Source organism: Pseudomonas sp. NPDC087803, from assembly GCF_044742995.1.
Taxonomy (GTDB): Bacteria; Pseudomonadota; Gammaproteobacteria; order Pseudomonadales; family Pseudomonadaceae; genus Aquipseudomonas.
Genome location: NZ_JBIUVO010000002.1, coordinates 111,208 through 131,935 on the forward strand (window position 1 = coordinate 111,208; position 20,728 = coordinate 131,935).

Below are 20,728 nucleotides of genomic sequence, written 5' to 3' on the forward strand. Positions count from 1 at the left end.
CTCAGGCCTCCTGCCGCTGGCGCGCAAGCGTCAGGCGCGGGCGCAGCAGGGCACCGAGGTGATACAACGCCAACAGCGCCAGTGCGGTGCCCAGCGGCCAGTAGAACAGCTCGCGCTGCGGCTGATGGCTGAAAGTCTGCACTTGATGCGGGGTGAGGCGGTCGAGGGTGCTGTAGACCTGATCCAGCGCCGTGCGGTCTTCGGCGCGAAAGAACTGCCCGCCGGTGGTCTGGGCGATTTGTTGCAGCCCGTGCAGATTGACCTGAGCTTCGCCTGAGGCGGTCGGGTCGCCAATGCCGATGGTGTGAATCACCACGCCCTTGTTGGCGGCCATTTCAGCGGCGTGATCGGGAGTGATCGCGCTGCTGGTGTCGTTGCCGTCGGTGAGCAGGATCAGCACCTTTTGTTGTTCGTGGGCCTGGTCGAGCAACTTCAGGCTCAAACCGATGGCATCGCCGATGGCGGTGTTCGGCCCGGCCATGCCGATGCCGGTGTCGGCCAGCAACAGCGCAAGGCTGGCGTGATCGAGGGTCAGCGGCGCCTGCGGATAGGCACCGCTGCCGAATACGATCAGACCGATGCGGTCGTCCTTGCGCTTGTCGATGAAGCCTTGCACCACTTGTTTGACGGCGGCCAGACGATTGATTTTCTGGCCGCTGGCGTTGGTGAAGTCTTCGGTTTCCATCGACTGCGAGATGTCGATGGCGAGCATCAGGTCGCGCACAGGCTGTTGGCGTTCGATGGGTTTTTCGACGAACACCGGGCGCGCGGCGGCGAGCAGAATAAGCGCCCAGACCAGCAGGTTCAGCAGCAGTTGCCAGTGGTTCTGACGATTGCCGACCCGGCTCGGTGCCTCACCGACCGCGCGGCTCATGGCGCCGAAAAACGGCACGCGCACGGCGCTGCGCGCTTCCTGATACGCCGGCAGGTAACGGTAGGCCAGCCACGGCAGCGGCAGCAGGAGCAACAGCCACGGGTAATCAAGCTGCCACATGATGACGCTCCACCCAGTATTGGCAGGTGTCGAACAGCGCCTGGCGCTGATCGGCGGGGAGGGCGCGCAGGGTGGCATCGGGGGCGTAGGCGAGTTGCGCGAGTTGTGCGCTGAAGTCATAGGGCAGACTGGTTTTGCAGTGCTGCTGCAGAAAGGCTTGCCACTCATCTCTCCCCAGCGCCGCCGGCCCCTGTGGGAGCGGGCTTGCTCGCGAAAGCGCTGTGTCAGGCGCCATCAATGTTGGATGTGCCGACGCCTTCGCGAGCAAGCCCGCTCCCACAGGGGTTGTGTTCCAATTCCGGGCTTGGGTCGGCATCGAAAGGGCCACGCGTTTGAGCAGTTCGGGCAGCTCGCGCAGGGCATTGAGGTCATCACTGCGCCCACGCAACTGCGCCAATCGCACCAGCGCTTCACGCCGATACTGATCTCTACGCCATTGCCGAAAACGGCGCACGCCAACAATCAACGCCAACACAACCAATAGCACGAGCAACAGCCACCAACCCCAGGTCTGTGGCGCATAACTGACCGGCGCCGGCAGGCTCAGCTCCTTGAGCTGGCTGATATCGGGGATATTCGGCTTCATCGCTGTGGGCCGGCAGATTTGCCAAGTTCGGCACGCAATTGCGCGTGGGCCTCTTCGGCGGTGCTGAACATCATCAACGGCACCTGACTGCGGCGCAGCAGGGTGGCGACGTCCTTGAGCCGGCCACCGAGATAGTCGCCCAATGGCTGGTGCACGCTGCGTTTCTCGACAGCCAGTTCCACCTGCAGTTGGCCTTGGGTGATCAGCAGTCGGCCATCGCTCGGCAGTTTCAGGGCCAGTGGATCGTAGACTTGCAGGGCGATCACGTCGTTGTGCGCGCGCAGTTGCCGCATCAACTGCAACGTACGTTCACCGGCGCCAGCGAAGTCGCTGACGATGCAGATCAAATGGTCATGCCCGGCCAGTGCGAGGCAGCGCTGCAACGCCTTGTCCAGTTGATCCTCGTCCTCGGCGTCGGGGTTGGCTGCGTTCAGCGCCTGATTCTGTTGCGCCACGCGGCTGAGCAGAGCCTCGACCCGCTTGCGGCTGCGCAACGGTGCGATGCAGTCGATGCGCTGATCGTTGAATACCAGTCCACCGACCCGGTCACCGGCGTTGAACACCATCCACGCGGCCAGCGCCGCAAGCTCGGCGGCGAGGGCGGATTTGAAACTGCGTTGCGAGCCGAAGAACATCGACATGCGCTGATCGACCACGATCAGCGCCGGGCGGTCGCGTTCTTCGGTGAAGGTGCGCACCACCGGTTTGCCGGTGCGCAACGAGGCGCGCCAGTCGAGTTGGCGCAAATCATCACCCGGCTGGTAGCGGCGCAACTCATCGAAGTTCAAGCCACGGCCACGCAGGCGCGAGGCATGGTTGCCGGCGAGGATGCTGCCGTGGGGCTGGCGCGCCAGAAAACTCAGGTCACGGGCCTTGAACTCCAGCGCCATCAATTGCGCCAGAGACACGTAGACCAGACCCTCCGTGTTCATGCCGGAATCGCCACTTTATCCAGCAAACGGTCGAGCACCTGATCGGCAGTCACGCCATCCGCCACCGCGTCGTAGCTCAATTGCAGACGATGACGCAGCACCGGATGGACCACGGCGCGCACGTTGTCCGGCGAGACGAAATCCTGGCCCTGCAACCACGCATCGGCACGGGCGCAACGGTCCAGACCGATGCCGCCACGGGGGCTGGCGCCGTTGCTGATCCAGCGTCCGAGGTCTGCGTCGTAATCGGCCGGGTGGCGAGTGGCGTTGATCAGGTCGATCAGGTAGCGGTCGATGGCCGGCGACACATGCACCGCGCTGACCTCCTTGCGCGCGGCGAAGATCACTGCCTGTGACAGGCTGAAGCCCTTGCTCGGCGCGGTGTTCGCACCCTGGGCAAACTCTTCGGCGCGCAACAGGCGCAGCACCTGGCTTTCGTTGTCGGCACTGGGGTAATCCAGCAATACCTTCATCAGGAACCGGTCCATCTGCGCTTCCGGCAGCGGATAGGTGCCTTCCTGTTCGATCGGGTTCTGTGTGGCGACCACAATGAACAGCTCCGGCAGCACGTGACGGGTGCCGGCCACGGTAATCTGCCGTTCTTCCATGGCTTCCAGCAGCGCCGCCTGGACCTTGGCCGGGGCGCGGTTGATCTCGTCGGCGAGGATCAGATTGCCGAACAGCGGGCCTTGCTGGAAGCGGATCTCGTTTTGCCCGGCGACCTGATGCAGCACTTCGGCACCGGTGATGTCCGAGGGCAGCAGGTCGGGGGTGAACTGGATGCGGCTCATCTTCGCGTCCAGGTGTGTGGCCAGCGCCTTGACCGTGCGCGTCTTGGCCAGCCCCGGCAGACTTTCCAGCAGCAAATGCCCGTTGGCCAGCAGACCGAGGAGGATCTGCCGAATGACCTGATCCTGACCGAGCACGGCTTCAGCGATGCTGGCTTGCAGGGCATTGAGGTCGGTGAGTGCTGTCATGGCTTGTGCTTCCTTCTCAAAACATGAACGTCGGAATGACCGGGATGAACGACAGCCGGAAATTCCAGCGGCTACTGATCAGGTCGTCAGGGTGAATCGCCGAGTACTGGATTTCCCCGGAAATGCGCACCGGCAATTTGCCGAAGTTGAAGATCCGCCCGGCGCCGAGGCCGATGGGGAAGGTGACTTTGTTGCCGCCTTCGGCCTTCCAGTTCACCGTGATGTTGGGGGTCATGCCGATCCGCCATTGCTCTGGCCCCGGAAGCGCCCGCTGGATGAAGTACTGCACGTTGGTCAGGCTGACGTCCTTGCGCTTGCTGTCACCGGCCACCGACCACCAGTGCTGCGGGAACACCCCGAGGGTCCAGTCGGGGCCCAGATACGCCGCGACAAACGCCGGGCCGAGGGAATATTTGCCGGTGCCGAGCACGTCGTGTTCGGCGGTGGGAAACATCGCCGTCGGACCGAGTCCCCAGACCATTTTGCCGCCGCCATCGAAGCGGATCGGCTCCTTGGGCGAGAACACGCCGACGTAGGCCAGGTCACCGAAACCGCTGGTACGGTCGAACGGATCCTGGATCACCGAAGCGAAATCGCCGCGATCGTGCAGCAATTCGTTCGGTCCCATGCCGATCAGGTTGCCGGCCTTGCGGTTGACCGGGGCGCTGACGTAGCTCACCGGCAGGCGGTTGATCAGGTTCCAGTCTTCGCCGATGGAGATCGGGAAGGTCGGCATGAAGCTGTACTTGCCGAGCATCCGCGTGCCGTTGCTGTGCGGGCCCTTGAGTGCGGTGTAGTCGTACTGATTGAACAGCAGCACCAGGTTGCCGACCGGGTTGTCCATCAGTTTGGCGATCTGTTCGGTGGAGGGATCGCACCCGGCGGCGACGACTTTTTTCAGGTCGATGTCGAAGTCTTGTTGCAGGCGCTGGCAGGTTTCGGGGTCGCCCTTCCGGACGGTTGCCGGCGGTGCTTTGCCAAGGGTCGGCAAATCTCCCGCTGCATAGGCCAGGCCGCTGAAAAGCAGGCCGCATGCCAAGCTACTGTTGACCAAGGCATTCAGGGTTGTGGTGGCTGAGCGGGCCTCTTCGCGAGCAAGCCCGCTCCCACAGGGAATCTGTGTGTGTTGAAAAGCCAATGTGGGAGCGGGCTTGCTCGCGAAGGCCGCACCTCTGTTCCCAGCCTGCCAATCAGCCATCCCTGGCTCCTTCTAGAAAAACGCCAGGGTCATGTTGACGGCAATGCCGTTGCCTTCAGGGCGGTTCTTGGTGTCGAACTCCGGCACCCAGCGCGCACTGATGTTGGCTTGGGCATCGGCGAATTTGCCGGCCCAGGCGATCACCGGCCCGGCGCCGACCGAACGTCCACGGAAGCCATTGAGGCTGTCGGCGGTCTGCCCCTTGTCGTCGGTGACCTGTTGGATATAGCCGGCCGCGAGACCTGCGCTCCAGCCACTGCCGAAGCCATGAGTCCACAAGGCATCGAGGGTGAAAATGTTGCCGTTGCGGTAATCGGTGGCGGTGTTTTCGGTGTAGAACTCCAGGCCACTGGACAGGGTGAATTCGCCCCCCTTGCCGTCCAGATGGGTGAAGGCCACGGTGGGCATGAACGTGTAGTTGTTCTGCCCCGGGTTGGCCAGGCGATTGTCGTTGTAGGCGCCGGTCGGCACGTAGATCGGCAGGGAGAACGCGATGTGGTTCAACTCGTCGAAGTGGTAGCCGGCGGCAATCGGCGTGACCAGCGCATCGGCAAACTGAGTCCCGGAATCGCTGGTGCCGAGGGTGCGTCCGCGCGGGCCGGTGATGGCCGCGTCAATGTCGGTGTACTGCACTGGAACGCCTATTGCCGAGGCGAAGTTCCATGGGCCTTTGCCGGTGTCCCAGATGTGGGTCAGGTTGGTTATGGTGTAGGAGACTTTCATGTCGATCCCGGCACTGACCTCACCGGAAATCGGCGCGCCGCGACTGCCCTTGAGCGAGCCGTCGTACCAGATGCTGGTGACCGAGACGACCCAGCCCGGCTCCGGCGGAATGATCCCCGCGTTGGAGTACACCTGCTGCCCGGTGATCGGCCGGCCGACTCCACCTTCGGCCGCATAGAGTTGAGTACTGCCGATCATGCACAGCGCCAGCAGCGGACGCACAACGTAAGGCTTGACCATCACTGGCTCCGTTTATTGTTTTGAGTCGACCGGGGTGAGCAGTGGCATCTTCCACTCGCCGCTGGCCACTTGCGGTTTCGGCAGGTACAGGCGCAACACGCCGTAGAACGGCCCGTTCGGAGCCGGCAACCAGTTGGCCTGCTTGTCCTTGCCGGGATTGTTGTGCTGCACATAGAGGGTCAGGCCGCCGTCGCCATCGAGCTTGAGATCCGGCAGCATCCGCGAGTTGATCAGGTAGCGACCAAGCGGGTTGGCCACCAGCAATTTGCTCTTGCCGTCATACATGGTCAGCGACCAGAAGGCGTCCGCCGGGGGCAGGGCACCCTTGTCGAAATGCAAGGTGTAGTCATGTTTCGCCGCGTCGACCGGTTGGCCGTCCTTGTCGACGAAATAACCGATGTAGTTCGCCTCTTCGGCAGAGTTGCCGAAAATGCCCATGTTGGCGCCGGCGTAGCGATACAGATAATTGCCCTTGAGGTGATCGCGGGTGCCGAACAGGTCACCGCTGCTGATTTCGTGCGTGTCGACCTTGTCTTTCTTGAATGCGGCAAATTCAGCCTTGGCGTCGCTGATGCCATCTTCGAGGGCCTTGCGTTGCTCGGCGCTGAGCTGTTTCAGGTCGAAGGTCTGACCGGCACCGATGCCGATCTTGGCGAAGCGTGCGAGCAGGTCTTTTTCGACGTCCTGCGGCGGGGTGAAGGCGAGCATGAAGTTCAGGTAGCGAAACTGCTCCGGGGTTTCGCTCATGGTCGGCGTCGGTTTCGGCCAACTGACTTTCGGTGCCGGCGCCGGGGCTTTTTGTTTCACGTAGTGGCTCAGCGGCTCGACCTTGTAGCCTTTCTGGATCTGCTTGACCTTGCCCAGATCTTTTTCGTCGAACAGCTGCGTGCGGTACAGCGCGTAGGCGATATTGCTTTCGCTGCGCAGCAGCCGGTCGATGTTGATCGGTTGCTGACCCTGCCAGTCAGGCCCGGCGATCATGAAATGGCCACCGTTATTACCGGTACTGCGGGTGCCCAGGTAAGCGAAGTTCTGCGTATAGGCGTCGATCAGTTGCACCGAGTAGTAACGGTGTTCTTCGATCGGCGGCAAGGTCAGGATCAACGGCTCGCTGCGCAGGTCCATCCAGACGAACGAGTAGGGCGTGTCGGCGTTCGGCGTGACGAACGCGGTGTCTTTGGCGGTGAAGGCCTTGGCGGTGTTGCCGATCTGGTTGAACGGTGCCTTGAAGTTCGGACTCTTGCTGTCCACGGCCTGGGTGTACAGGGTCTTGTACATTTCTACTACCGGGAAGCCATAAAGATAGGCGTCCTTGGCGATGCCTCGGGCTTCTTCGGGGCTGGCGCTGAAATCGGCCCAGGCGCTGCTGCTCAGGGCGAGGGTCAGAGCGGTCAGCCATAGATTGCGTGTGTTCATGCGGCGTCCTTATTCATTGCACGACAGTGATGTCATCGAGTTTCCAACTCTTGTCGAAATAGGCTTCGGTCGGCGCGTACAGGCGGAAATAGCTGAACCAGTGCTTGCCGGGTATCGTTTGCACCCAGTTGCTCTCGAAGCCTTTGGGTGCGGTCGGGCCGAAGTACAGGTCCACCGAGCCGTCGGCGTTCTTTTTCAAGTCCTGACGCGAGGACAGATCGGCCTTGCGCTGCGGGTTGTCGATCAGGCAACGGCTGTCGATGTCGTACACGGTCATCGACCAGAACTGCTTGGCCGGCGGGTTGGCGTCGACGTGCAGGAGATAGGTCTTGCCGCCGTCGAGCCAGTCACCCTTGGCGTCGGTGTAGGCGCCGAGGTAGGTCTGGCCGAGGCCCGGTGTTTTGGAGACCATGCCTTTGGTGTTGGTCACCGCTTCGTAGAACCAGGCGCTGCGTTCCCACAACTGGTCGTAAAAGGCCACGCGTTGCGACGGTTCGGCGATGTTCAGCACCGTGTCCCAATGCCGGTCGGGCCAGTACTGCGCGTCAGGAAAACGCTTGGCAAAGGTGTTGGCCTTTGCGATCAGTTCACCGACCTGCGCGCCGGACTCCAGTGCCTGACGCTGCTGGGTGTTGGGGTTGAACGGTTTGTCCTTCTCGATGCCGAGACTGGCGAGCATCGCCATGTAGAAGCGGTCACGTTCGTTGACCGGTTCTTTCTGGATGATCTGGTGCAGCCGCTGCCAGTAAGCGATGCCGCGCGGCTGGGTACCCGACCACTTTTTACCGTCAGGCGACAGCAGGCGGGTCTTGCTCGGCTCGGCGCGTTTGGCGTAGGGGTACATCTTGAATTTCTCGACCAGCGCCTTGCCCTTGGCCGGATCCGGATCGAGCACCCGGAAACCCACCAGCACGTTCATGGTTTCCGATTTGGCCAGGTAATACTTGTCGGCATCGGCCGGTGGCTCCGCGCCCGGCGGCAGCACCAGGTATTTGCCACCCTGGCCTTTGTCCGGGCCGGTCTGGCCCATGTCGATGATCGCCCGCTGCCAGAAATCGCCGATGCCGCCGGCGGTCGGTCCCGGTGGCAGTTCAATCACCAGCGGCCCGGTTTCGCTGAGGTCGACGAAGCCGAGAATGTACGGCGTGGTGGCGTTGGCGGTGATCACGCCGAGCTTGTCTTCGTAGTTGTTGAGCACCATCAGATCGCCGCTGCGCGCGCCGAGCTTGTCGCGAAACTCTTCCTGCCATTGCGCGTAGGACACCAGCGGCAACGCCCACAGATAGCTCTGGGTCGCCTGCTGAAAATCCAGCTCGGCGTAGAGTTTGGCGATTGACTCGTGGGCCGGCAGTTCGCCTTCCATGGCTATCTTGCCGATACGGGTGTCGAGCTCCTGAGCACCAACGCCGCAGCTGGCGAACAGGGTCATCAGGCTGAAACCGGCGGCGCGCAAAGCAATGTGCATGGGTATTTCCTTATTTTCCGAACGTCACGTTGATCCCGGCGAACAGGGTGAATTGCGGCACGCCATCGCCTTTGCGTTCGACGGTCCACTGCGGTTCGAGGAAGCCGTTGAGAATGTTGCTGCCGGACTTCCAGACCTTGCCCGCACCCAGGCCGATCGGGATGTAGTGGGTGTCGTTCTTCAGGTCGAAAGTCCAGGTGCCGGTGGAGCGCAGGTACCAGCCTTTTTCCAGGTTATGAATGATGAAGGGCTGCAGGGTTGCGGTTTCGACGTGCGCGCGGTCGTGGTCGCCGGCGAACGAGCTCTGGTACTGCACCAGCGCACCGAGCAGGCCGCGCGGTGACGAGTCAATTGCCACCGCCGCGAGGCCGGCCTGCCACTTGCCGGTGCCCAGTTCATCCTCGGCGGCGGTCGGCGCGGTGATCTGCGGGCCGATGCCCAACTGCACGCCGTCGGTCTTGAGCAGGAAGATGTCGAACAGATTGAGGTCGCCGATGCCAGTGCTGTAGCCACCGTGCGGATCAGGACGGGTGCTGATCGGCATGGTTGCGCGCAGCAACTGCGGCACGCCGATGAAATCGTTGGGTGCGACCGGCAAGGTGCCGCGCAACAAAGCGTCGTTGGTGTGCAGGTTGCTGTCGAACAGCTTCGGCGTGTAGTAGTCCTGCAGGTTGGCGCCGGGAGCCAGGTTCAGCGGGTTGTTGCTTTTGTTGGCCTCTTCGGCGTTATTCGCTTGGGCACAAAACACAGGCGCCAGCGAACTCGCCAGCAGCAAGGCGTGAATCCCCATTTTCTTCGACATGATCCCCGTTTCCCTGGTGGCTACTGCATGGACGACCCGGCACTTCTCGGCCGTTGGACGTATTTCCTTTTTTATCAAGCCTGTAGGACACGTCTGAATGACGCTAGCAGCTAATCGGGAGTTAGCCAGTCGAAAGGATTAATTCTTTGGTTTTGTCTACAGAGTCACAGAACGATGGTGTAACGACTGGACAGCTACCGTTGGTCGAAAAGCGTGGAGCCCCTGTCAGACTTGACAGTTGCAGGGGGCGTGGAACCAGCGCTCTATGGCGGTGAGAGACCGATGTCTATCGGTCACCGAATGGACGGTTGAGAGGTGATGGAAATGGCTACTGGGACGGTCGAGTGGTTTAACAACAACAAGGGGTTTGGTTTTATCACGCCGGATGGCGAGAGCGGCCATGTATTTGTAAAAGACACTGAACTTGGCGCCTTTCGGTTTTCGGGGCTTGTCGAGAATCAAAGGGTTTCTTATGAGCCAAAAATAGACCCGAAAACAAATAAGGTTATAGCTGTAAATGTTCAACCGCTTTGAACATCCTCTTATGTAGGAGCTGCCGAAGGCTCGGGCCGCGATCGGACGATCTTTTGATTTTGCTCTTTAAGGTCAAAGTCAAAAGATCGTCCGATCGCGGCCCGAGCCTGCGGCAGCTCCTACAGGGGGGCGGGGATTACAGGTTTTTCTTGGCTTGCTCGCGGATCCGCTCTTCCTGCGCTCGTGCTTCGGGGGTGAACTCGGCGCCGAAATCCTCGGCGGAGAAGATCTGGCGGATCTCGATATCGGAATCGCCCGGCATCGGGTTGGGGCAGCGCTTGACCCATTCAATGGCTTCTTCTTTCGACTTCACTTCCCAGATCCAGTACCCGGCCACCAGCTCCTTGGTCTCGATGAACGGGCCGTCGATGACGGTGCGCTTGTCGCCGGAGAAATGCACGCGCGCGCCTTTGCTGCTCGGGTGCAGGCCATCGGCGTCGATGAGAATGCCGGCCTTGACCAGTTCTTCGTTGAAATTGCCCATGGCGGTGATCAGCTCTTCACTGGGCATGATGCCGGCTTCGGAATCGGCGCTGGCTTTGACAAGAATCATGAATCGCATGGCGGTTTCTCCAGGGAATGGGGGGATTCATGGTTTAGTCGAATGGGCCGCGCATGAATCGACAGGTCTCTGAATAAAAGATGCAACCCGGCGATTTAACAAATGCAACCCGACACGCTGCACTGCCAATTTAGGAGCTGCCGCAGACTCGGGCGGCGATCGGACGATCTTTTGATCTTGATAAAAAGATAAAGTCAAAAGACCGCAGCCTGCGGCAGCTCCTACAGGGGAGATGGGTTGTATACAATTTTTTGCGCAGGCCCCTGACAATTTTCAGTCAGGGCATAGGTCGTCGGACAATTTCGTGGTTAACTTCGGCCTCTTGCATGCTCAATAACCACGTTCAGAAGGACTAAAGTCATGGCTCAAGTCACCCTCAAAGGCAACCCGGTTCAAGTCAACGGCCAGTTGCCACAAGCCGGTTCCAAGGCGCCAGCCTTTTCCCTGGTTGCCGGCGATCTGTCCGACGTCACCCTGAAAGACTTTGCCGGCAAGCGCAAAGTGCTGAACATCTTCCCAAGCGTCGACACCCCGACCTGCGCCACCTCCGTGCGCAAGTTCAACGCTCAGGCCAACGACGTCGCCAACACCGTGGTGCTGTGCATCTCGGCTGACCTGCCGTTCGCCCAAGCGCGCTTCTGCGGTGCCGAAGGTCTGGAAAACGTAAAGAACCTGTCGACCCTGCGCGGTGCCGAGTTCATCGAGAACTACGGCGTGGCCATCGCTGACGGCCCGTTGAAAGGCCTGACCGCCCGTGCCGTGGTGGTGCTGGACGAGAACGACAACGTGCTGCACAGCGAGCTGGTCAAGGAAATCGCTGAAGAGCCGAACTACGACGCAGCACTCGCCGTACTGAAATAAGCGCTTTTACAATTGTTAACGGCCTGGCCCTGTCCAGGCCGTTTTCATTTGTGTATCAGTGTCTTGCCACACACCTTGAAACGTAAGTTGAAAGTAAATAGCCGGTAAAGCTGCTTTGCTTAAATCCGATCAGTGCTTATCGTTCAGCCTCCCGTAAAAAGAAGCCCACGCGCCCAATGGTTAATCAATCCATGCAATCGTCCTCTCGCAACTCCCGTCGCTGGCTGATCAGCCTGCTCGTCCTGTTGGTCATCGCCGTCCTGTGCTGGAAATTCTGGCCCGCCGGTTCGGCCCACAAGGAGGGCGCGGACAAGGCGGCGAGCGGCCATGCCGGACGTTCGGGGATGATGCGCCCAGGCTTCGGCGGCGCGGCCGGACCGATTCCGGTGCGAGTGGCGCCGGCGGTCACGGGGGACTTCCCGCTGTATTACAAGGCACTGGGCACGGTGACTGCGCTCAACACCATCAATGTGCGCAGCCGGGTCGGCGGCGAACTGGTGAAGATCAACTTCGAAGAAGGGCAGATGGTCAAGGCCGGCGACCTGCTGGCAGAGATCGATCCGCGTCCGTACCAGAACGCCTTGCTCCAGGCTGAAGGCACCTTGCTGCAGAATCAGGCGCAGTTGAAAAACGCCCAGGTCGACGTCGAGCGTTATCGCGGCCTGTTCAAGGAAGACAGTATCGCCAAGCAGACCCTGGACACCGCCGAAGCGCTGGTCGGCCAGTATCTGGGCACGGTCAAGACCAATCAGGCGGCGGTCAACGACGCCAAGCTCAATCTCGAATTCACCAAGATCCGTGCACCGATTGCCGGTCGCGTCGGTCTGCGTCAGGTCGACGTCGGCAACCTCGTCGCCGCCAACGACACCACGTTCCTTGCGGTCATTACTCAGACCCAACCCATCAGCGTGGTCTTCACCCTGCCGGAAAACAGTCTCGAAACCGTATTGGCCCGCTACCACAGCGGTGCCAAGCTGCCGGCCGAGGCATGGGATCGCGGCGATACCAAAATCCAGGCCAGCGGCGTGCTGCAAAGCCTCGACAACCAGATCGACGTCGCCACCGGCACCCTGAAATTCAAGGCTCGCTACGATAACCGCGACCAGTCGCTGTTCCCCAATCAGTTCGTCAATGTGCACCTGCTGGCAGATACCCTCAAAGGCGTGGTGCTGGCACCGTCGGCGGCGATTCAGTTCGGCACCAACGGTACTTTTGTTTACGCGTTGGACGGCGACAAGAAAGTCACCATCCACCAGTTGAAGATCGGCGCCAGCGACGGCAACAACACGGTGATCACCGAAGGACTGGCCGCAGGCGATCGCGTGGTGCTGGAAGGTACAGATCGCCTGAAGGAAGGCAGCGAAGTGGAAGTGGTCAACGACAGCAATGACGTGCCGACCACCCCGACCGGGCACCTGCAAGGCAAACCCGCCGCCAGTGCGCCAGACGCCGCCACGGCTGACAAGGCCAAGAAGGGCGCATGAACATTTCGCGGCTGTTCATCCTCCGTCCGGTAGCCACCACCCTGAGCATGCTGGCCATTGTCCTGGCCGGCCTGATTGCCTATCGCCTGCTGCCGGTCTCGGCGTTGCCGCAGGTCGATTACCCGACCATTCGCGTCATGACCCTGTACCCCGGCGCCAGTCCGGACGTGATGACCAGTGCCGTCACCGCGCCCCTCGAACGCCAGTTCGGGCAGATGCCGGGCCTGACGCAAATGGCCTCGACCAGCTCCGGCGGCGCTTCGGTGCTGACCCTGCGCTTCAGCCTCGACATCAACATGGACGTCGCCGAACAGCAGGTGCAAGCCGCGATCAACGCCGCGACCAATCTGCTGCCAACCGATTTGCCGGCACCACCGGTGTACAACAAGGTCAACCCGGCGGACACCCCGGTGCTGACCCTGGCGATCACCTCGAAAACCATGCTCCTGCCCAAGCTCAATGACCTGGTCGATACGCGCATGGCGCAGAAGATCGCCCAGATCAGCGGCGTCGGCATGGTCAGCATTGCCGGCGGTCAGCGTCAGGCAGTGCGGATCAAGGTCAACCCTGAAGCCCTCGCGGCGAACAGCCTGAACCTCGAAGACGTGCGCACCCTGATCGGCGCGTCCAACGTCAATCAGCCGAAAGGTAACTTCGACGGCCCGACCCGGGTCTCGATGCTCGACGCCAACGACCAGCTGACGTCGCCCAAGGATTACGCCAACCTGATCCTCGCCTACAAGAACGGCGCGCCGCTGCGCCTGAAGGATGTGGCGGAAATCGTCGACGGCGCGGAGAACGAACGTCTCGCCGCGTGGGCCAACCAGAATCAGGCGGTGCTGCTGAACATCCAGCGCCAGCCGGGCGCCAACGTGATCGAGGTGGTCGACCGGATCAAGGCGTTGCTGCCGAGCATCACCGACAACCTGCCGGCCGGCCTCGACGTCACCGTGCTTACCGACCGGACCCAGACCATCCGCGCCTCGGTCACCGATGTGCAGCACGAACTGCTGATCGCCATCGCGTTGGTGGTGATGGTGACGTTCCTGTTTCTGCGGCGAGCCAGTGCGACGATCATTCCGTCGGTGGCGGTGCCGCTGTCGCTGATCGGTACGTTTGGCGTGATGTATCTCGCCGGGTTCTCGGTTAACAACCTGACGTTGATGGCGCTGACCATCGCCACAGGTTTTGTGGTCGACGATGCGATCGTGATGCTGGAAAACATTGCGCGCTTCATCGAGGAGGGCGACAGCCCGATGCAGGCGGCGCTCAAGGGCGCCAAACAGATCGGCTTCACCTTGATTTCCCTGACCCTGTCGCTGATCGCGGTACTGATTCCGCTGCTGTTCATGGCTGACGTGGTCGGCCGGCTGTTCCGCGAGTTCGCCATCACCCTGGCGGTGGCGATCCTGATTTCGCTGGTGGTCTCGCTGACGTTGACGCCGATGATGTGCGCACGTCTGCTCAAACGTGAGCCGGAAGCGCATGAACAGGGCCGCTTTTACCGGGCCAGCGGTGCGGTCATCGACTGGATGATCGCCGCCTACGGGCGCAAGTTGCAGTGGGTCCTCAAGCATCAGCCGCTGACCCTGTTGGTGGCTATCGGTACCCTCGCGCTGACCGTGTTCCTTTATATGGTGGTGCCCAAAGGGTTTTTCCCGGTGCAGGACACCGGGGTGATCCAGGGCATTTCCGAGGCGCCGCAGTCGATTTCCTTCGCGGCCATGGGCGAGCGTCAGCAGGCGCTGGCCAAGGTGATTCTCGAAGATCCGGCTGTGGAGAGCCTGTCGTCTTACATAGGCGTCGACGGCGACAACGCCACGCTCAACAGCGGGCGCTTGCTGATCAACCTCAAGCCGCATGGCCAGCGTGACCTGAGCGCCACGCAGGTGATCGCGCGCCTGCAACCGCAACTGAACAAACTGGTCGGTATCCGTCTGTTCATGCAACCGGTGCAGGATTTGACCATCGAGGATCGGGTCAGCCGTACCCAGTACCAGTTCAGCATGTCCTCGCCGGATGCCGAACTGCTCAGTCAGTGGAGCGGGCGGCTGGTCGAGGCGCTGGCGCAGCGTCCGGAACTGACCGACGTTGCCAGTGATTTGCAGGACAAGGGCTTGCAGGTCTATCTGGTGATCGACCGCGATGCGGCCTCGCGCCTCGGCGTTTCGGTGCAGAACATCACCGATGCGCTGTATGACGCCTTCGGCCAGCGGCAAATTTCGACCATCTACACCCAGGCCAGCCAGTACCGCGTGGTGCTGCAGGCACAGGCCGGGGAGAAGATCGGGCCGGCGGCGCTGGACCAGATTCACGTCAAGACCACTGACGGTGCGCAGGTGCGCCTGTCGAGCCTGGCCCATGTCGAGGAGCGTCAGGCGCAACTGGCGATCACCCACATCGGCCAGTTCCCGGCGGTGATGATGTCGTTCAACCTGGCGCCCGGCGTGGCGCTGGGGCATGCGGTGGACATCATCGACCAGGTGCAGAAGGACATCGGCATGCCGATTGGCGTGCAGACCCAGTTCCAGGGCGCGGCCGAAGCGTTCCAGGCGTCGCTGTCGAGCACCTTGCTGCTGATTCTGGCGGCGGTGGTGACCATGTACATCGTGCTCGGCGTGCTCTACGAGAGTTACATCCACCCGATCACCATTCTCTCGACTTTGCCGTCGGCGGCGGTCGGTGCCTTGCTCGCGTTGCTGCTCAGCGGCAATGACCTGGGGATGATCGCGATCATCGGCATCATCCTGCTGATCGGTATCGTCAAGAAGAACGCGATCATGATGATCGACTTCGCCCTCGACGCCGAACGCACTCAGGGCATGGCGCCGGAGGAGGCGATCTATCAGGCGGCGCTGCTGCGCTTCCGGCCGATTCTGATGACGACGCTGGCCGCGCTGTTCGGCGCGGTGCCGCTGATGCTTGCCACCGGCTCCGGCGCTGAATTGCGTCAGCCTCTGGGTCTGGTGATGGTCGGCGGCCTGCTGGTGAGCCAGGTGCTGACCCTGTTCACCACGCCGGTGATTTACCTGTACTTCGACCGCCTCGGTCGGCGCTTTGGCAAAACCAATACCGAAGAGGTACCGGTATGACTGCCCGTACACATATCCCTTGTAGGAGTGAGCCTGCTCGCGATAGCAGTGTGTCTGTCCCTACCGATATTGAATGTGCCGACCTCATCGCGAGCAGGCTCACTCCTACAGGGAAGTGCGGTGAAAGTAAGGATCTTGGTCAATGAATTTGTCCGGTCCTTTCATCAAACGCCCGGTCGCGACCATGCTCCTGAGCCTGGCGATCATGTTGCTGGGCGGTGTCAGCTTCGGTCTGCTGCCGGTGTCACCGCTGCCGCAAATGGACTTCCCGGTGATCGTGGTTCAGGCCAGTCTGCCCGGCGCCAGTCCCGAGGTCATGGCCTCCACGGTGGCGACGCCGCTGGAGCGCTCGTTCGGCGCGATTGCCGGCGTCAACACCATGAGCAGCCGTTCCAGCCAGGGTTCGACAAGGGTCATTCTGCAATTCGACCTCGACCGCGATATCAACGGTGCGGCGCGGGAAGTGCAGGCGGCGATCAACGCTTCGCGCAACCTGTTGCCGAGCGGAATGCGCAGCATGCCGACCTACAAAAAGGTCAACCCGTCGCAGGCGCCGATCATGGTGCTGTCGCTGACTTCGGACGTGCTGGAAAAAGGTCAACTCTATGATCTGGCCTCGACCATCCTCTCGCAGAGCCTGTCCCAGGTGCAGGGTGTCGGTGAAGTGCAGATCGGTGGCAGTTCGCTGCCGGCGGTGCGTATCGAACTCGAACCGCAGGCACTGAACCAGTACGGCGTGGCGCTCGACGATGTGCGCAAGACCATCGCCGGGGCCAATGTGCGCCGGCCCAAGGGTTCGGTGGAAGACAGCGAACGGTTGTGGCAGATCCAGGCCAACGACCAGTTGGAGAAGGCCAAGGATTACGAATCGCTGATCATCCACTACAACAATGGCGCCGCGCTGCGCCTGAAGGACGTGGCCAAGGTCAGCGACGGCGTCGAAGACCGTTACAACAGCGGTTTCTTCAATGATGACGCGGCGGTGCTGCTGGTGATCAACCGTCAGGCCGGCGCCAACATCATCGAGACGGTCAACGAGATCAAGGCGCAGTTGCCGGCGTTGCAAGCGGTGCTGCCGGCCAGCGTAAAGCTGAATCTGGCGATGGATCGCTCGCCAGTGATCAAGGCCACATTGCACGAAGCGGAAATGACCCTGCTGATCGCCGTGGCGCTGGTGATTCTGGTGGTGTTCCTGTTCCTCGGTAACTTCCGCGCCTCGCTGATTCCGACATTGGCGGTTCCGGTGTCGCTGGTGGGCACCTTCGCGGTGATGTACCTCTATGGTTTTTCCCTGAACAACCTGTCGCTGATGGCGCTGATTCTGGCCACCGGGCTGGTGGTGGACGATGCCATCGTGGTGCTGGAGAACATTTCCCGACACATCGACGAAGGCGTCAAGCCGATGAAGGCTGCCTATCTCGGGGCCAAGGAAGTCGGCTTCACCTTGCTGTCGATGAACGTATCGCTGGTGGCGGTGTTTCTGTCGATCCTGTTCATGGGCGGGATTGTCGAGAGCCTGTTCCGCGAGTTTTCCATCACCCTGGCAGCAGCCATCGTGGTGTCGCTGGTGGTCTCGCTGACGCTGACCCCGATGCTCTGCGCCCGCTGGCTCAAGCCGCACACGCCGGGGCAGGAAAACCGCCTGCAACACTGGAGCCGTCGCGCCAACGACTGGATGGTCGGCAAATATGCGACCAGCCTCGACTGGGTGCTGCGCCATCGACGCCTGACCTTGCTCAGCCTGATCATCACGGTGGGCGTCAACGTCGCGCTGTACGTGGTGGTGCCAAAGACGTTCATGCCGCAGCAGGACACCGGCCAGTTGATCGGTTTTGTCCGCGGTGACGACGGCCTGTCGTTCAGCGTGATGCAGCCGAAGATGGAAACCTTCCGCCGCGCCGTGCTCAAGGACGAAGCGGTCGAGAGCGTCGCCGGGTTCATCGGCGGCACCAACGGCACCAACAACGCCTTCATGCTGGTACGCCTGAAGCCGATCAAGGAGCGCAATCTGTCGGCGCAGAAAGTCATCGAACGCCTGCGCAAGGAAATGCCCAAGGTGCCCGGCGCCCAGTTGATGCTGATGGCGGACCAGGACCTGCAATTCGGCGGCGGCCGCGAGCAGACCACGTCGCAGTACAGCTATATCCTGCAAAGCGGTGATCTGGGGGCGTTGCGCGAGTGGTATCCGAAGGTGGTCACCGCGCTGCGCGCACTGCCCGAGCTGACCGCCATCGACGCCCGCGAAGGACGTGGCGCGCAGCAAGTGACGCTGATTGTCGACCGCGATCAGGCCAAGCGCCTCGGGGTCGACATGAACATGGTCACGGCGGTGTTGAACAACGCCTACAGCCAGCGACAGATTTCCACCATCTATGACAGCCTCAACCAGTATCAGGTGGTGATGGAGGTCAATCCGAAATACGCCCAAGACCCGGTGACGCTCAATCAGGTGCACGTGATTACTGCGGACGGTGCGCGGATTCCGTTGTCGACCATCGCCCATTACGAAAACAGCCTGGAAGACGACCGAGTCAGCCACGAAGGCCAGTTCGCCTCGGAAAGCATCGCGTTCGACATGGCTGAAGGCGTGACCGTGGAGCAGGGCAGTGCTGCGATCGAGCGGGCGATTGCCAAGGTCGGTCTGCCGGAAGACGTGATCGCGAAAATGGCCGGCACCGCCGACGCCTTTGCCGCGACGCAGAAAAGTCAGCCGTTCATGATCCTCGGTGCGCTGCTGGCGGTGTATCTGGTGCTGGGCGTGCTGTATGAAAGCTACATTCACCCGCTGACGATTCTCTCGACCTTGCCCTCGGCCGGGGTCGGTGCATTGCTGTCGATCTATGCGCTGGGCGGCGAGTTCAGCCTGATCTCGCTGCTCGGGTTGTTCCTGCTGATCGGGGTGGTGAAGAAAAACGCGATCCTGATGATCGACCTGGCGCTGCAACTGGAACGCCATCAGGGCCTGTCGCCGCTGGAGTCGATCCGCAGCGCCTGCCTGCAACGGCTGCGGCCGATTCTGATGACCACCCTGGCGGCGATCCTCGGCGCCTTGCCGTTGCTGCTCGGCCGTGCGGAGGGCGCGGAAATGCGCCAGCCATTGGGCCTGACCATCATCGGCGGCCTGATCTTCAGCCAGGTCCTGACCCTTTACACCACGCCTGTGGTTTACCTCTATCTCGACAAGCTGCGCCACCGCTTCAACAAGTGGCGTGGCGTGCGTACTGACGCCGCTCTGGAAACTCCGCTATGACTGACCGTTCGCTTCTCAATCTGGCCACTGCCCGGGGCTCGCGTCTGCTGAGCCTGTCGCTGTGCGTGGCGATGCTCAGTGCCTGCGCCGTCGGCCCGGACTATCAGCGTCCGCAGACCGCCGAGGTCGCGCAATACAAAGAGGCTGAGGGCTGGCGTCAGGCCAATCCGAGCGATTCGCTGGCCCGTGGTGCCTGGTGGGAGTTGTATGGCGATCAGCAGCTCAATGGCCTGATCGAAAAACTCAACAGTTCCAACCAGACGGTCGCGCAATCCGAAGCCCAGTTCCGTCAGGCTCAGGCTCTGGTGCGCAGTGCCCGTGGGGCGTTTTATCCCAGTGTCGACCTGAGCGTGGGCAAGACTCGTTCCAGCCAGGGCACCGGCAGCAGCAGTTCGAGCCTGAGCAGTTCGGCCAGCGGTATTCGCGACACCTACAATGCGCAGCTGGGCGTGAGTTGGGAGGCGGATATCTGGGGCAAATTGCGCCGTGGCCTGGAAGCCAATGAGGCCAGCGCCCAGGCAAGCTTCGCCGATCTGGCGGCGATGCGCCTGAGCCAGCAGTCGGAACTGGTGCAGAACTACCTGCAACTGCGGGTCATCGACCAGCAGAAGCGCCTGCTCGAAGCCACCGTCGCGGCCTACGAAAAATCCCTGCAAATGACCCAGAACCAGTATCGCGCGGGGATTTCCGGGCGCGATGCGGTGGCGCAGGCACAGACCCAGTTGAAAAGCACCCAGGCCGATCTGGTCGACCTGATCTGGCAACGCGCGCAGTTCGAAAATGCCATCGCCGTGCTCACCGGGCAGGCGCCGGCCGAGTTCAGCATCGCTGAAAGCCAGAACATTCCGAACCTGCCGCAGATTCCGCTGAGCCTGCCTTCGCAATTGCTGGAACGGCGTCCGGACATCGCCTCGGCGGAGCGCTCGGTGATCGCCGCGAACGCCAACATTGGCGTGGCGAAAGCGGCGTATTACCCGGACCTGAGCTTGAGCATGAGCGGCGGTTACAGCAGCAGTACCTCGAAAAATCTGTTAACGCTACCGAACCGTTTCTGGTCGGTCGGGCCGAAACTGGATTTGCCGATCTTCGACGGCGGGATCCGCTCGGCTGAGGTCGATCGCACCGAGGCGGTGTATGACCAGACTGTCGCCAAGTACCGCCAGACTGTGCTCGACGGTTTCCGTGAAGTGGAAAACTATCTGGTGCAACTGAAGGTGTATGAAGACGAAGCCGCTGTGCGTCAGGAAGCTCTGGAGGCGGCGCGTGACTCGCTGCGCCTGACCCAGAACCAGTACAAGGCCGGATTGATTGCCTACATCGACGTCGTGGTGGTGCAGGCCACGGCGCTGAATAACGAGCGCACGGTGCTGAATATCCTGCAGAATCGCCTGATTGCCAGCGTGCAATTGATTGCCGCGCTGGGCGGCGGCTGGGACGGACAGCTGGCCAGCGAATAACCTGTAGGAGCTGCGGCACGCTGCGATCTTTTGACTTTGTTTTTAAACATCAGGATCAAAAGATCGCAGCGTGCCGCAGCTCCTACAGGCTGTGATGGTTGTTCCAGAGCCTTGCAGAACCATCAAACAAGCGTTTCATCGGGTTGATGGCAAAA

General features: G+C 61.4%; 16 protein-coding genes. 6 read left to right on the forward strand and 10 right to left on the reverse strand.

Annotation, left to right across the window (positions count from 1 at the left end):
* Position 1 precedes the first annotated feature (1 nt).
* The 9 genes from ACIOUG_RS03615 to ACIOUG_RS03655 all read right to left on the reverse strand — a co-directional run bounded on the left by ACIOUG_RS03615 (position 2) and on the right by ACIOUG_RS03655 (position 9,333).
* Entirely contained in the window at positions 2 to 994 is a 993-nt protein-coding gene (locus tag ACIOUG_RS03615) for a vWA domain-containing protein (RefSeq protein ID WP_401062577.1), read from the reverse strand.
* A complete protein-coding gene (locus ACIOUG_RS03620) occupies positions 981 to 1,580 on the reverse strand; it encodes a DUF4381 domain-containing protein (protein WP_401062579.1) in 600 nt (199 codons plus the stop codon). Before ACIOUG_RS03620 ends, ACIOUG_RS03615 begins: the two co-directional genes overlap by 14 nt.
* Positions 1,577 to 2,512 carry a DUF58 domain-containing protein gene (locus ACIOUG_RS03625; protein WP_401062581.1) on the reverse strand — a complete coding sequence of 312 codons (936 nt, stop codon included), beginning with the start codon at positions 2,510 to 2,512 and terminating at the stop codon, positions 1,577 to 1,579. Before ACIOUG_RS03625 ends, ACIOUG_RS03620 begins: the two co-directional genes overlap by 4 nt.
* Positions 2,509 to 3,489: an AAA family ATPase gene (locus ACIOUG_RS03630; protein ID WP_401062583.1), complete on the reverse strand. Its 981-nt coding sequence runs from the start codon at positions 3,487 to 3,489 to the stop codon at positions 2,509 to 2,511. The genes ACIOUG_RS03625 and ACIOUG_RS03630 overlap by 4 nt, the downstream gene beginning before the upstream one ends.
* A 16-nt stretch (positions 3,490 to 3,505) precedes the next feature.
* Entirely contained in the window at positions 3,506 to 4,480 is a 975-nt protein-coding gene (locus ACIOUG_RS03635) for a hypothetical protein (RefSeq protein WP_401062584.1), read from the reverse strand.
* A 219-nt stretch (positions 4,481 to 4,699) separates the two neighbouring features.
* A complete protein-coding gene (locus ACIOUG_RS03640) occupies positions 4,700 to 5,650 on the reverse strand; it encodes a transporter (protein ID WP_401062586.1) in 951 nt (316 codons plus the stop codon).
* Positions 5,651 to 5,662: 12 nt separating this feature from the next.
* The gene (locus tag ACIOUG_RS03645; RefSeq protein ID WP_401062588.1) at positions 5,663 to 7,066 is read right to left on the reverse strand and encodes a DUF1254 domain-containing protein; all 1,404 of its coding nucleotides are present in this window, start codon (positions 7,064 to 7,066) and stop codon (positions 5,663 to 5,665) included.
* Between the two features lie 13 nt (positions 7,067 to 7,079).
* Positions 7,080 to 8,531 (reverse strand): DUF1254 domain-containing protein, encoded by a 1,452-nt coding sequence (locus tag ACIOUG_RS03650; protein ID WP_401062589.1) that lies wholly within the window; start codon positions 8,529 to 8,531, stop codon positions 7,080 to 7,082.
* A gap of 10 nt (positions 8,532 to 8,541) precedes the next feature.
* Complete coding sequence (locus ACIOUG_RS03655; protein ID WP_401062591.1) at positions 8,542 to 9,333, reverse strand: hypothetical protein; 792 nt, start codon at positions 9,331 to 9,333, stop codon at positions 8,542 to 8,544.
* Between the two features lie 324 nt (positions 9,334 to 9,657).
* Between ACIOUG_RS03655 and ACIOUG_RS03660 the strand changes: the two genes are divergently transcribed.
* Positions 9,658 to 9,867, forward strand: a complete 210-nt coding sequence (locus ACIOUG_RS03660; RefSeq protein WP_401062825.1) for a cold-shock protein — start codon at positions 9,658 to 9,660, stop codon at positions 9,865 to 9,867.
* A 136-nt stretch (positions 9,868 to 10,003) separates the two neighbouring features.
* Here the strand turns inward: ACIOUG_RS03660 and ACIOUG_RS03665 are convergent, their stop codons facing one another.
* On the reverse strand, positions 10,004 to 10,429 hold the full coding sequence (locus ACIOUG_RS03665) for a YciI family protein (protein WP_401062593.1): 426 nt from the start codon (positions 10,427 to 10,429) through the stop codon (positions 10,004 to 10,006).
* 360 nt (positions 10,430 to 10,789) lie between these two features.
* Here ACIOUG_RS03665 and tpx point away from each other — a divergent pair, with 360 nt between their 5' ends.
* From tpx to ACIOUG_RS03690, 5 genes are all read left to right on the forward strand, one after another.
* Complete coding sequence (gene tpx, locus ACIOUG_RS03670; RefSeq protein WP_401062595.1) at positions 10,790 to 11,290, forward strand: thiol peroxidase; 501 nt, start codon at positions 10,790 to 10,792, stop codon at positions 11,288 to 11,290.
* A gap of 176 nt (positions 11,291 to 11,466) precedes the next feature.
* Complete coding sequence (locus ACIOUG_RS03675; RefSeq protein ID WP_401062597.1) at positions 11,467 to 12,774, forward strand: MdtA/MuxA family multidrug efflux RND transporter periplasmic adaptor subunit; 1,308 nt, start codon at positions 11,467 to 11,469, stop codon at positions 12,772 to 12,774.
* The gene (locus tag ACIOUG_RS03680) at positions 12,771 to 15,866 is read left to right on the forward strand and encodes an MdtB/MuxB family multidrug efflux RND transporter permease subunit (RefSeq protein WP_401062599.1); all 3,096 of its coding nucleotides are present in this window, start codon (positions 12,771 to 12,773) and stop codon (positions 15,864 to 15,866) included. Before ACIOUG_RS03675 ends, ACIOUG_RS03680 begins: the two co-directional genes overlap by 4 nt.
* A 142-nt stretch (positions 15,867 to 16,008) precedes the next feature.
* Positions 16,009 to 19,116, forward strand: a complete 3,108-nt coding sequence (locus ACIOUG_RS03685) for an efflux RND transporter permease subunit (RefSeq protein WP_401062601.1) — start codon at positions 16,009 to 16,011, stop codon at positions 19,114 to 19,116.
* On the forward strand, positions 19,113 to 20,573 hold the full coding sequence (locus tag ACIOUG_RS03690) for an efflux transporter outer membrane subunit (RefSeq protein ID WP_401062603.1): 1,461 nt from the start codon (positions 19,113 to 19,115) through the stop codon (positions 20,571 to 20,573). Before ACIOUG_RS03685 ends, ACIOUG_RS03690 begins: the two co-directional genes overlap by 4 nt.
* The last annotated feature ends 155 nt before the right edge of the window (positions 20,574 to 20,728 follow it).